Genomic DNA, 12,954 nt, shown 5'->3' on the forward strand with positions numbered 1-12,954 from the left:
CGTGTTCCACGGCGGCGGGGCGCGCAGCCGACCAGTGCGTGTGCAGTCCGGCGTGTGCCTACAACTGCTCGAAGTGGAAGGAGCGGATGAAGCAGTCGCGCGACTGGCCGATCGCGAAGAGGACGCAGTCGAGCACGGACCGGGTAGTCAGCGGGTCATCTGCCGTCCGGGAGGCGTGCTCCCAGGTGGAGTCGAGCGGGTCGCCGTCCGTGAAGTCCGGTGGGTAGAGCGAGATCACACGGATTCCCTCGGGGCGCAGCCGCTCGGAGAGGACGTCGGCGAAGCCGGCCTGGGCTGCCTTGGCCGCGTAGAACGCGGGGTGTGCCTGAGAACGGTGGTTCCGGGGTTCCGCGGCCGAGGAGACCAGGTTGACGACATCGGCACCGGGCGAGGCGCGCAGCAGCGGGAGGAAGTGCTTGACCGTGAGCAGGGTGCCCGTGGCTCCGGATGCGATCGTGTCGGTGATCGCGTCGTCGTCGGCATCCCACAGATCGGGACCTTCCAGATAGCGGGCGCCGTTGTTGATCAGCACGTCCACCCGGTCGGTGCGGGTGGAGACCGCGCCTGCGAATGTCCGTACGGAGACCGGGTCGGCCAGATCGCAGTCGAAGGCGTCGGCTCGTGCGCCGCTGTCGGCCGCCACCTCATCGGCCACTCGCTGTGCCGCGGCCAGGGAGCGCGCCGACACGAACACGCGCGCACCCAACCGGCCCGCGTTCAAGGCCAATGCTCGCCCGAACCCACGCCCGGCCCCGGTCACCACCACTGACTTCCCCGTGAGATCTGTGGGGTCCGTGAGACTCATGGCACACCTCCTCTGTGTTGATCACTGCGAGCGTAGCCGTGGGGTCTTACGTGCCGGACTCCTCCCTCGGCGAAGCGCGATCGGGGAGATCCGCTGAGCGCGCCTCGGCCGGATGATGCGCGCGTCCGGCCCGGCCCGGCCACCACCCAGTAGCCGGCGGTCCAGACCTCGGAGCTCGAGGTTCACGGAGTCTGAGCGGCAGGGGTACGTGATGCAAAGCGACAACCCCCGCCGTCGAAGCGCGTGCCGGGGCTCGATCCGCCGTCAACCCGTACGCCGACGTCAGTAAGAAGCACCACCCCTTCGCGTGACACTCGTTCGGCCCGAGAGCCGTAACGTTCCTGCTCCATACCGCCTCTGATCTGCGCGATCTTCGCAATCTGCAGTTCTGTGGATATTCGTTCGAGGGACAGTCGCGCTGGTCAAGATCCTTTTCGTGCCTATGGTCATGCCGATTCCATTCGAGACGTGATCCCGGCGAGGTGTGGGTGTCTGGCGAACTATTTCTCCCAGAAGAAGAGTTGAGAAAGCGGGACGGCTCTCCGGCCGCCGTCGTCGAGGGCCTGGCCGGCTGGGTTCCGCCTCGCGTGGTCGTCAACGAGGAGCTTCCGGAGGCCTGGGAGGTCGATGACGCGTGGGTACGTCGCCGCACAGGCATCGGCACACGTCACTGGACCGATCCCGGCACATCCACCGGCGATCTCGCCCTGGAGGCCGCCGGGCGCGCCATGGCCGTGGCCGGACATCCCCGGATCGACGCTGTCGTCGTGGCGACCTCCACCCCCGACCGGCCGATGCCGGCCATGGCCCCCCAGCTCGCCGCCAGGATGGGCCTCGGGCCGGTCGCCGCCTGGGACGTTTCCGCAGCGTGCAGCGGATTCGTCTACGCCCTGGCCACTGCTGCGGGCGTGCTCGCCGCCGGGATCGCCGACCGCGTCCTGCTGGTCGCGACCGACGTGTACTCCACCTTGCTGGCCCCGGACGACCGCAGCGCCGGGGTGGTGTTCGCGGACGGCGCCGGTGCCGTGGTGCTGCGCCGGGGCGAACGGGGTGTCCCCGGCAGCGTCCTGGGCTTCGACCTCGGCAGCGACGGAACCTTTCACGACCTCATCGAAGTGCCGGGAGGCGGCGCGCTGGAACGGTCCGCCCCCGAGCGGTACGCACCCGGCGACCGGTACTTCCGGATGAACGGGCGCGAGGTCTTCCAGCACGCGGTCACCCGGATGACCGAGTCCTCGCGGTCGGTCCTGCGCTCCGTCGGCTGGCGGGTCGAGGACGTCGACCGGTTCGTCGGCCACCAGGCCAACGCACGGATCCTGCGCGCCGTCGGCGAACGGCTCGCCGTGCCCGCGCAGCGGCAGATCGCCAACATCGACCGGGTCGGCAACACCGGTGCGGCGTCCATTCCGCTCGCGCTCGCCGACGCGGCGAGCCGCGGGGAACTCCGGCCTGGACAGCGGGTGTTGCTCACCTCCTTCGGCGCCGGGCTCACCTGGGGATCGGCCGCCCTGGTGTGGCCCGACCTCGCCCGCGTCCCGCCGGTGGCGGACACCGTCAGCGTGCCGGCGGCTTCCCCCGCCGCCGACGACTCGCCGCACCCCGCCCTGAGCGGCACCGCCCGCACCTAAGGGCTGTCCCGCAGGGCCCTCCTCCTGGATCAGGCCGGCCTCCGGGCTCCGGGACTCGCATCCGGACCAGGTCGGGACCTCGTCTGGATCATGCCGGGCTCGCGCCCTGGCCGGACGAACCCCCAGCACTCCTCTCCCTCATTTCTCCCCCCCTTTCCCAGCACCCCTCACCAAGCGAAGGCCACACTCATGTCTCCTGTCGACACCGCCGTCAACTCGGTCCTGACCGGCAAGTTCGAGGTCGTTCCGGACTCGATCCACCCCGAATCCACTCTGGAGAGCCTCGACCTGGACTCGCTCTCCCTGGCCGAACTCGCCCTCGCACTCCAGGAGGAGCTGGGCGTCAAGGTCGAGGAGCACGAGGCGACCAAGACCACCACGGTCGCCGAACTCATCTCGACCCTGGTCGCCAAGCGCGTCGCGGCAGGGGCACTGTGACGGCTGGCAGCCGTGCGGTCGCCGTCACCGGTCTGGGGATGATCACCCCGGCCGGTGTCGGCCGCGAGGCGACCTGGCAGGGCGTGCTGCGCGGTGAGTCCACGGCGGCCCGGGACTCCCAGCTCAAGGAACTCCCCACCGACTTCTCCTGCCGGATCCCTCCCATGCGCGCCGGCGAGGGGCGCATCGGCGGCGGCAAGGCATGGAGGATGGCCCGCTTCAGTCAGCTGGCCGTGCTCGCCGCACGGGAGGCCGTCGCCGACGCCGGCCTGGACCCGAAGAGCTGGGACGGCACCCGGGTGGCCGTGGTGATCGGCTCCGGGCTCGCGGGCGCCGCCCACCTGGAGGAACAGACGGCTCGCCTGCTGCAGGCCGGGCCGGATCTTGTGTCGCCGGTGCTGATCCCCATGCTCATCTCCAACATGGCAGCGGGCGAAGTGCTCCTGGACCTGGGGGCTCGCGGGCCCTCGCTCGCCACCGAGACCGCGTGCGCGTCAGGGGCGAGCGCCCTGGCCGTGGCCCGCGACCTGCTGCTGTCCGGCGCCTGCGACATCGCGGTCGCCGGCGGCACCGAAGCGGCCGTCAGCCCCGTGGTCACCACCGGCTTCCAGCGGATGGGCGCCCTCTCGTCTCGTACCGGCGACCCGGCGGCGGCCTCGCGTCCGTTCGCGGCCGACCGGGACGGATTCGTCATCTCGGAAGGTGCCGCGATCCTGGTCCTGGAGCGGGTCGCCGACGCTCGGGCCCGCGGCAGGAGCGGATACGCGCAGTTGGCGGGAGCCGGGCTGAGCTCGGACGCCCACCACCCCACGGCACCCGCGCCCGGCGGAACAGTGGCCGAGACCGCGCTGCGCAACGCCGTCGCCGAAGCCGGTCTCAGCCCGTCGGACATCGACCACGTCAACGCCCACGGCACCTCCACGCCACTGAACGACAGCATGGAGGCGGAGCTCATCGACCGCGTGCTGCCGCACCGCCCCAGCATCACCGCCGCCAAGGGCGTGCTGGGACACAGCCTCGGGGCGGCCGGAGCCATCGAGGCGGCGCTCACGGCGCTGACCATCCACCGTTCCACGGTCCCGCCGATCGCCAACCTCACCCCGAAGACCCTGGCCTTCCCCCTGCGGTGCGTGATGGGGGAGCCGCGCCAGGAGACCGTACGCGCCGCCGCAAGCCACTCCTTCGGCTTCGGCGGGCACAACGTGGTCCTGGTCCTGCGCTCGGCCTGATCTCCGCACCGCGTACCCGCAACGCCCCGCGCGGCAGGGCGTCCCGCCCTGCCGCCCGCTCCCGCCTGCCCACGGCGCCGTTCCGCAGAGAGTCCGCATCCCTTGACCGTGTACAGCTCCCTCGCCCACGCGAGCGTCCACGTCCCGCCCGGCCGCCAGACGGTCGCCGAGACCGAGGACCGCTTCCGCGCACACAACCCCGGCATCGCGATGTCCCCCGGCGTCCTACGGCACATGTACGGCCTCGTCGAGCGCACCGTGGCCCCCGCCGAAGAGCAGCCGTCCGACCTCGCGGCACATGCCGTACGTACCCTCCTCGACCAGCACGGCACCGACCCCCTCGACATCGACCTGCTGCTGTTCGCGGGCATCCTCGCCGATATGGAGGAGCCGGCGACGGCACACGTCGTCGCGGACAAACTCGGCCTGCGATGCCCGGTGTTCGACCTCAAGAACGCCTGCAACGGAGTGCTCAACGCCCTGGAGGTCGCCGACGCGTTCATCCGGTCCGGCCAGTACCGCCGGATCCTGGTCACCACCGCGGAGGTCAGTACCCGGGAGAGCCGGTGGAGCGTCCGGAGTGCCGACGACGTGCTGCGCGCCCTGCCGAGCCTGAGTACGGGGGACATGGGGTCGGCCGTACTGGTCGAGGCCCGCGACCGGCCCGGCATCCTCGGTTCCCGCTTCTTCGCCAACTCCTGGGGCTGGCGGGCGGCCACCCTCCCGAACCCCTACGCCAACCACCGCACCCTCGGACACCTGCGCATCGACTCCGCCGAACTCGTCGCCTCCTTCGAGGGGATGCCCGAGAAGGTACGCCGTGCGATGCACGACATCGGAGTCAAGAGCGGCGACCTGGATCTCGTCTGCATCCACCAGCCCTCCGTCGCCTTCACCAAGGTCGCCTGCGACTGGGTCGGGGTGGACCCGTCCCGGATCCTGGCGACATTCCCCACTCACGGCAACGTCGCCACGAACACCATTCCGCTCCAACTGGCCCTGGCCCTGGACGAGGGCCGGCTGCACCGGGGCGATCTGGTGGGCCTGTTCGGCTTCGCGAGCGGCGCGAGCGCAGGCGTCGTCATCTGCGAGTGGTGACCCCCCCCCACACTTCGCCCCGTTTCCACGTTCCCTCCCTTCCCCCTGCCTGTACGGAGCCAGCGATGCCCCCCTCTGCCACCGCCCCGCCGCACGGCGCCCCCGTCCCTCCGGCCCGGCCCGGCCCCGGCGGGCCGCGGCTCGTCCCCCTCACACCGGACGAGTGGCCGCCATCGCTGCGTACGGTGCTCGACTCCTCCCGCAAGGACGGACCGGGCAGGAACAACCTGTTCGGCACGCTCGCCCACCATCTGCCGCTCGCCGAGGCCTGGTTGGCGCTCGCGCGGGTGCTCACCCATGACGGCACGCTCGGCGCGCGGGACCGGGAACTCGTCGTCCTGCGCACCGCACACCTGCTGGGCTGCGACTTCGTCCACGCCCGGCACATCGGACAGGCCCGGCTGGCCGGACTGGACACGGCCGAGACGACGGCAACCGCCCTCCCACTCGACGCGCATCCCTGGGCGCCCGACGACCTCGCCCTGCTGCGGACCACCGACGCGCTCGCCGCCCACGCCGACGTACCGGACGCCGTCTGGCAGCAGCTCACCGAACGGATGCGACCCGACCAGCTGGTCGAACTCCTCGTGCTGGCAGGTCAGTCGGCGATGATGTGCATGACCCTGCGCACCCTGCGTACACCGGCTGACGCGCCTTCCGGGCAGCCGGAGGCGACGGGCCGGGAAGTGTTCGAGGTCCGTATCGAACGGGACCTGTGCTGCAGTTCCGGCCAGTGCGTCAGCACGGCCCCCGAGTCGTTCGAGCAGAGCGACGTGGACGGGCTGGTCACACTCCGCCCTGACCACCTCACCCGGTCCCGGCCCGCAGACCTCCAACTGGCCGCGGAACTCTGCCCCAGTGGCGCGATCACCCTCACCACCGTCCAGCAGCAGTAGCGCTGCTCACACTCCAGTCACACTCGCAGCAGAAGAACCGGAAGGCAGTCCGCGCATGTCCCTGACCAGTCCCGCACCCAGCTCCGTCCTCGCCCTCCCGGCGCAGTACGGCGACTGCCCGTACGGTCCGCCTCCGGCGTACGTGCAGGCCTCCCGGGCATCCTCGGTGACGTGCTCCGTGCTGCCTGACGGTTCCAAGTGCTGGCTCGTCACCGGTTATCAGGAGGTGCGTGCCGCCTTGGCCGACGCGCGCTTCAGCGCCGACGCCCGTACCCCCGGTTTCCCCTTCCTCTCCCCGGGGCAGCGCCATCTGGCCACCGCCAAGCCGAGCTTCATCCGGATGGACGACCCCGAACACGCCCGCCTTCGGCGCATGGTCACCAAGGACTTCCTCGTCAAACGTATCGACGCCCTGCGCCCCGCCATCCAGGAGATCGTGGACGCTGCCGTCGACCGGATGCAGGCCAAGGGCGCACCCGCCGACCTGGTCGGTGACTTCGCACTGCCCGTGCCGTCGCTCGTCATCTGCCACATGCTGGGGGTGCCGTACGAGGACCATGAGCTCTTCCAGTCGCTGAGCAGGACACTCCTGGACAACACGACGGGCCAGGACCGGGTCACCGAAGCCCATCAGGACCTGATGGCGTATCTGACGCAGCTGGCCACCAGCAAGCAGGCGCAGCCGGGCGACGACATCCTCAGCCGGCTGGTCGCACGCGACGACCTGACCCCGCAGGAGACCGCGTCGCTGGGCTTCCTGCTGTTGGTCACCGGCCACGAGAGCACCGCCAACATGACAGCCGTCAGCACCCTGGCGCTGCTGCGTCGCCCCGATCAGACGGCTCTGTTGCGGGAGCGGCCGGAGCTCGTCCCCGGCGCGGTCGAGGAGTTGCTGAGGCAGCAGACCATCATTCACCTCGGTCTCGCCCGAGTCGCCAAGGAGAGCGTGGAGGTCTCGGGGACGACCATCGCCGCCGGTGACGGGGTGATCTTCATGCTGTCCACGGCCAACCTGGACGAGGACCTGTTCACGTCGGAGACCGGCGCCTGCCCCACGGAGCTGGACGTGACCCGGGACGCACGGCGCCATCTCTCCTTCGGCTTCGGCATCCACCAGTGCCTTGGCCAGGCGCTGGCCCGGGCCGAACTGCAGATCATCCTGGAGACCCTGCTGCGCCGCATGCCCGCTCTGCGGCTCGCGGTGCCGGAGGAGGACCTGGACTTCTCCACCGAGAGCATCGTGTACGGACTGAGGTCGTTGCCCGTGGCGTGGTGAGCGTGGCACCCAGGATCCCGGTTCGTGGGGGAGCGGACATCGGTGCTGCGTGTCGGAAGCTCCGATGTGCCGACGCGGTGGGCTACTTCACCCCGTCGGCGGTAGCACGACGGGTGATGGTCGCAGGACGCACTGGTGATCGTTTCGGTGACAGCACTGGAGTGACGCGTCGTGACGGTCCTGGTCGTTGGTGGTTCCGGATTCTTGGGTGCTGAGCTGCTCCGGCAAGCGGTCGCGGCCGGGCACCCCACGGCCGCGACCTACGCGACCAGACCCGGAAGCGCCCCAGGTGTCGCCTGGTACGACCTCGACCTGCGGGATCCCGGACGTGTCGAAGAGGTCGTGGCCGATGTCGGCCCTCGCGTCATAGTCAACGCGTCGAGCGGCGAGGCGGACTGGGCGGTCACGGCCGAGGGCCCTGTCCGGCTGGCGATGGCGGCGGCAAGGTCGGGCAGCCGTCTGATCCACGTCTCGAGCGATGCCGTGTTCTCCGGCGCCCGCGTCCACTACGAGGAGTCCTGTCTGCCCGATCCCGTGTCCCCGTACGGGGCGGCGAAGGCAGCGGCGGAGACAGGCGTTCTCCTCGTACATCCTGATGCTGTGATCGCGCGTACCTCGCTGATCATTGGCGACGGTCAGTCGAAGCACGAACGGGTGGTGCACGAACTCGTCGCCGGGACGCGCGACGGTGTGTTGTTCACCGACGACATCCGGTGCCCGGTGCACGTGGCCGACCTCGCCGCAGCTCTTATGGAACTCGCGTCGGGTGACGCCAGCGGTGTCCGTCATCTCGGCGGGAGCGAGGCTCTGAGCCGTCATGATCTCGGCGTCCTCATAGCCGGACGCGACGGACTCGACGCCTCCCGACTGCGCAGGGGGCGCCGTGCCGACGCAGCGCTTCCCGGGGCTCTCGACGTACGCCTCGACAGCCGTGCGACCCAGCGCAAGCTGCGCACCAGACTGCGCGGCGCCCACCAGTTCCTGACCCCAGAGGTGTGATCGCGCCCGCACGAACCGGCTCGAAGCGTACGGGCTGCGTCCACATGCACGGCCTGAGCGCCGCAGCCGCCGGCGGGCTTTGCCTCGCCGCACTCCGCGAGGGCGGCGTCAGACGGTGCATCGGCCGTTCACGGTGCACGGTCCGCCGACCGCTGCCCCGAGCCGTAGTGGTGCCGCGCTGCGGGGTAGCGGCCGGCCGGACCGTGGCGGGGTCAGCCGCCGATTCCTGAGTCCTGCGCGGCGGCAATGATCGACGTCGCGTCCTCCGGCAGCAGGAAGCCCGCATCGACGGACGACTGCGCGGCCGTACGTACCTTGCCCACGTAGTCGGCATGGGTCGGGTAGAGCCGGCTGAGTACCGGCTCCGCCGTGGCAGGGAAGAGCGGGTCGGACGGGTCGCCGTCGTCGTGGCGGTCCCACGCGTCGGCGTCGCCGTTCCACGGATCGCGGGCGCCGTACAGGCCGCAGAAGACACCGCTGCCACTGGTGTCGCGCGCACCGGTGAGCGTACGCGTGGGCACTGTGACGTCGGGCAGGCGGACACCGCCGGTGGCCAGGCCGGTTGCCGGGTCACGCAGGACGGTGCTCAGTGACCGTCCGCTCGGGGGACGCGCACCGCCCCGCGCCCAGACGCCCAGGTGCCGCAGCGCGGAGTTCATCGCCCAGTGACCGGGCCCGTCGTTGAAGGGAGCGGAACCGGCGGCGCAGTCCGGCGACGGCGCGGCCGTACCCGCCGACTTCGTCACGGTTGCGTCGCCGAGGTCGTACGCCCACTGGTCGCCGTGCGCGGTGCCGGCCAGCTCCCAGTGCACGACGCTGCCGGTGTCCGGCTGCCGTGCGGTCGCGGCGCCCGGCACGTCGGTCTCGGTGAGCACGACGAACGTCGGCGCAGTCAGGTCGGTCCTGATCCGGGACGGGTTCGGCATCAGCAGGGTGTCGGCGAGCACGCCGCTGATGGGCGAGGCGATCGCACTGTTGCTGTGCACCATGAAACCGTCGTAGACCTTGGACACCGGCTGGACGGCGTTGACGTACGTGGTCATGAAGCCCGCCGACTGCGACTCGCCGTCGGCGAGCAGGGTCCGGACCGGTAGGCCGCCGAGGGGGTCCGGCCCGTCCGGGGTGCGCAGCGCCTGGCCTGCCTGGGAGAAGATGTCGTAGGCGAACGCGTCACCGGGGTGGACCAGACTGCCGTACCTGGCCGGGTCCCAGCCCTTGAGACCCTTGATCTCGCCCAGCCCGCCGTTGACCCCGACGGCCTGTGCCGAGACACCGACCCAGGCATACCCCTCGCGCAGCAGTTCGTCCCGTTCGAACCAGTAGTCCGGGGAGAGTTCGAGCTGGCCGCTGACGTTGAGCCACTCCACGACCACCGTGCCGTTGAACTTCGCCGGATCGGTGGGCCGGCGCACGAGCAGGCGGCTCTTGAAGGCGGCGGTGCCGGACGTCCGGACGTTCCACCTGCCGTCGGATGTCCACAGGCCGGACTTCGCGTATGACGTCGCGGTGCCCGAGAAGAAGTACTCGCTCTCGGTGTAGCCGAACGAGCCGAGGTCCTCCGCGGCGGCGAGGAACGGGAAACCGTGGCTGCCGGCGGGCGGGACGGTCACCGTGGGGGCCACGGCTGCGGCGGGGGAAGCCGCGGCCGGGGCGGTCAGCGGGGTGGCGAGGAGGGCACCGCAGAGCAGTACCCCCAGTGCGGTGGCGGCGACGGGCCGCCTGGATAAGCGGGAAAGCATGCGCATGGATTGCCTCCGTGAATGCGTGTCCCAACGCGTTGACTTGTTGAGACCGCAGTTTCTACGGATGGCGGCGAGCTGCCATCGGTGAATCCACCGGTGTCCCAGGAGCGGTGACCCGTGACCGTCCTTCGGCGTTGACCGCCTCGAAGCCGCGGTCGGTGCCACCGCGGCTCCGAGGCCGGCCGGGCGTGCCCTCTTGCCGTGTCCGCAGGCAGCCGCCTCCGCCTCTGGACCCGTTCAGGGATCCGGCGCGCTCCGCACTGTGGTGGTGCCTATGCGGCGCGGTCACTTCTCAGAGCCTGGACGAGCCAGGGGTGCACCGGGATCAGGTTCGGTACCACCTGCCAGCCGTTGACGATCCGGACCAACCGCCAGTACTGGTCCGCCCCGGGATCGTGCGCTTCTTCGAACTGCCGGGCCATCCGGTCCCGGAACTCCGTGCCGGGGGTGCACGCGAACACCTCGGCGAAGCGGTGCACGAGGTCGTCGACGACGGGGGCGGACTCATCGCCGACCGGGGCGATGCCCGACTCCATCGCCTCGGCCACCTTCTGTCGGGTGAGCTCCATGAGGGCCTCGCCGGCCTTGCTCTCGATGTCGGGCGTGCGCCCGGAGGCCTGGCACATGGCCCTCCGGCGCAACCGGATCCGGAAGTCCTCGTCGCCGATCGGACTGACCAGTCCTCCGGCTCCGGTGGGTGCGCTCACTCCCGTGATCCGGGCGCCAGGCTCTCGGCCGGATCCTCCCTCATGAAATCCGCCACCAGCTCGGCGGGATTGGCGGCCGACGTCAGCTCGAACATCGCGTCCGGTTCGAACATGTCGTAGAGGATGACCGGCGTCGGGCGTCCCAACGCCTCCACGATGCGGCCGCTCAGGTGGAGGCGGCGGGCCGCCCCGACGCAGACCTCGTGGAACCATTCGATCAGCAGGTCGTCGCGGCCGTCCGGCTCCTCGTCGTCCTCGTACCGGAGCCCCCGGGACTCGGCCTCCCGCCGGTGCGCCTCCGCGCCCTCCGGATCACGCCCGACGGCCCGGACGCCTTCGAGCCCCGTTCCGGGGAAGTACGCGTAGCTCCAGCGCGTCTCCCAGCCGTCCGACGCCTGCTGCGCCTGCTGTGCCGACCTCGCGGCGTCGGCCTCCGTCGTGTAACCGATGGCCACGTACGGGAGCCGGGGATCCTGGTCGACGCTGTCGATCCGGAACGTCACGGCGTAGATGCCGGCGTCGGCCGGAAACGCTCCGACCACCTCGTCGGCAACCCGTTCCACGTACTCAGCGAATGACATGTGCACCTCCTGGATCGGCTCAAGGATGCCAGGCGGTCCGGCGCGGGCGGCTGTCGGTGTCCGCTCAGGGTTGGACGGGGACGGGGGAGCACCGCGCCGCCCGTGATCAGATCCTGCCCCAAGGTGGCCGGCCAGTTGCCGAGATGTCCGTATTTTCGTCATGTGCAACCGGGGGTTGACCGTTCCGGCAAGTGGCTCTAGGTTTCTCGCAGCCCACTGGTACATCGATTAACCACATGGTTAACGTCCTGGTTGGAGACATCCCGCTGTGCGCTCATCCCTGAGCCGGCGCGGTTTCCTCGCTGCAGGCTCCGGCCTCGCCGCCGCTACCGCTCTGTCCGGCTGCTCCACACTCGCCTCGGCCGATTCCGACCCCGGCACCCTGACCGTGCACACCCAGCTCGGTACCACCGCGCCCGGTTCTCCCACCTACAAGGCAGTCGTCAAGGCGTTCCACGAGGAGAATCCGGACATCCGGATCAAGAACCTCGTCAACGGCGACGACCTGCCCCAGGTGTACGAGACCTCCCGGCTGGCCCGCAAGGAGCCGGACGTGGTCATGGTCAACCTCTACGACAAGACCCTGGCCTGGACCGATGTCGGGGCCACCGTCGACGTGAAGGGCTACCTCGACGACTGGGGGCTCCGCGAGCGCGTGCTGCCCGCCGCCATCGAGGAGTGGACCGACGCCGACGGCAGGCTCCGCGCCTTCCCGTACTTCGCCACCAACTGGCCCGTCGCCTTCAACACCGCCCTGCTCGGGCGGGCCGGCGTCGACTCCGTACCCACCACCGGTGACCAGCTGATCGGGGCCGCGCGCCGGCTGCGGGCCAAGGGCATCGCCCCGGTCACCGTCGGCGGAAACGACTGGACCGGACAGAAGCTGCTGGCCCAGATCATCCAGACGTTCCTCACGCCCGACGAGGCGCGGAAGGTCTACACGAGCGGAGACTTCAGCGGCAGCAGGGGAGCCCGCGAGGGCATCGACTACTTCGTCCAGCTGCGCGACGCCGGTGTCTTCGCCGACAAGGCGCAGGGGCTGACCTCGGACATCATGACCACGCAGTACAACACCGAGGCGGCGGCCATCCAGTCCGCGATGTCGTCGGCGCTGGCGAAGGTCTCACCGAAGGCGGCCGGGCACACGGAGGTCGGTGGCTGGCCGCTGGCCCCCGGCGCGGCGCACAGCAAGCCGACCATCCTGCGCTCGTACACCCTCATCGGGTTCTGGATCAGCCCCAACGGCGTCAAGAAGCTGCCATCGGTCGAGAAGTTCCTGCGCTTCATGTACCGCCCCGAGACGGTCTCGCGCTTCATCACCGAGAGCGGCCGGGACATGGCGCTCGTCACCGACACCGTCAGCAAGGACTTCCCGCTGGTGGCCAAGGCCCAGCAGCTCGGCGACCGGGTCGGCCAGGTACTCCTGCCCGACCTGTACGTCCCCCCGACGGCCACCCAGCCCCTGATCACGGCGACCAGCACCGCCTTCACCCGGGGGACGAGCGCGGCCGCCGTGCGCTCCGCCCTCGAATCCGCCTACCGCACGGCCTGATCC

12 protein-coding genes are annotated in these 12,954 nt (G+C 70.5%); 8 read left to right on the top strand and 4 right to left on the bottom strand.

From position 1 onward, the window contains the following. Window positions 1-58: 58 nt before the first annotated feature. Window positions 59-805, bottom strand: a complete 747-nt coding sequence (locus OG408_RS38810; RefSeq protein ID WP_326674209.1) for an SDR family oxidoreductase — start codon at window positions 803-805, stop codon at window positions 59-61. Window positions 806-1,326: 521 nt separating this feature from the next. Between OG408_RS38810 and OG408_RS38815 the strand changes: the two genes are divergently transcribed. From OG408_RS38815 to OG408_RS38845, 7 genes are all read left to right on the top strand, one after another. Further along, a complete protein-coding gene (locus OG408_RS38815; protein ID WP_326674211.1) occupies window positions 1,327-2,433 on the top strand; it encodes a beta-ketoacyl-ACP synthase III in 1,107 nt (368 codons plus the stop codon). 189 nt (window positions 2,434-2,622) lie between these two features. Then, on the top strand, window positions 2,623-2,871 hold the full coding sequence (locus OG408_RS38820) for a phosphopantetheine-binding protein (RefSeq protein WP_285565440.1): 249 nt from the start codon (window positions 2,623-2,625) through the stop codon (window positions 2,869-2,871). After that, a complete protein-coding gene (locus tag OG408_RS38825) occupies window positions 2,868-4,100 on the top strand; it encodes a beta-ketoacyl-[acyl-carrier-protein] synthase family protein (protein ID WP_285565439.1) in 1,233 nt (410 codons plus the stop codon). Before OG408_RS38820 ends, OG408_RS38825 begins: the two co-directional genes overlap by 4 nt. Before the next feature lie 108 nt (window positions 4,101-4,208). Further along, entirely contained in the window at window positions 4,209-5,198 is a 990-nt protein-coding gene (locus OG408_RS38830; protein ID WP_285565628.1) for a 3-oxoacyl-ACP synthase III family protein, read from the top strand. A gap of 65 nt (window positions 5,199-5,263) precedes the next feature. Continuing rightward, complete coding sequence (locus OG408_RS38835) at window positions 5,264-6,094, top strand: carboxymuconolactone decarboxylase family protein (RefSeq protein WP_326674214.1); 831 nt, start codon at window positions 5,264-5,266, stop codon at window positions 6,092-6,094. Window positions 6,095-6,149: 55 nt separating this feature from the next. Next, entirely contained in the window at window positions 6,150-7,370 is a 1,221-nt protein-coding gene (locus tag OG408_RS38840) for a cytochrome P450 (RefSeq protein WP_326674216.1), read from the top strand. Between the two features lie 171 nt (window positions 7,371-7,541). Next, entirely contained in the window at window positions 7,542-8,369 is an 828-nt protein-coding gene (locus OG408_RS38845; RefSeq protein WP_326674217.1) for an SDR family oxidoreductase, read from the top strand. Window positions 8,370-8,581: 212 nt separating this feature from the next. On the opposite strand, the gene OG408_RS38850 is transcribed toward OG408_RS38845, so the two are convergent. The 3 genes from OG408_RS38850 to OG408_RS38860 all read right to left on the bottom strand — a co-directional run bounded on the left by OG408_RS38850 (window position 8,582) and on the right by OG408_RS38860 (window position 11,399). Further along, a complete protein-coding gene (locus OG408_RS38850) occupies window positions 8,582-10,114 on the bottom strand; it encodes an alpha/beta hydrolase domain-containing protein (protein ID WP_326674218.1) in 1,533 nt (510 codons plus the stop codon). A gap of 269 nt (window positions 10,115-10,383) precedes the next feature. Further along, entirely contained in the window at window positions 10,384-10,818 is a 435-nt protein-coding gene (locus tag OG408_RS38855) for a hypothetical protein (protein WP_326674219.1), read from the bottom strand. Continuing rightward, on the bottom strand, window positions 10,815-11,399 hold the full coding sequence (locus tag OG408_RS38860; RefSeq protein ID WP_285565433.1) for a hypothetical protein: 585 nt from the start codon (window positions 11,397-11,399) through the stop codon (window positions 10,815-10,817). The genes OG408_RS38855 and OG408_RS38860 overlap by 4 nt, the downstream gene beginning before the upstream one ends. 268 nt (window positions 11,400-11,667) lie before the next feature. Between OG408_RS38860 and OG408_RS38865 the strand changes: the two genes are divergently transcribed. Beyond that, window positions 11,668-12,951 (top strand): ABC transporter substrate-binding protein, encoded by a 1,284-nt coding sequence (locus OG408_RS38865; protein ID WP_285565432.1) that lies wholly within the window; start codon window positions 11,668-11,670, stop codon window positions 12,949-12,951. Window positions 12,952-12,954: the final 3 nt, after the last annotated feature.

Source organism: Streptomyces sp. NBC_01257 (genome assembly GCF_035917255.1).
In the GTDB taxonomy this organism is placed as follows: domain Bacteria; phylum Actinomycetota; class Actinomycetes; order Streptomycetales; family Streptomycetaceae; genus Streptomyces.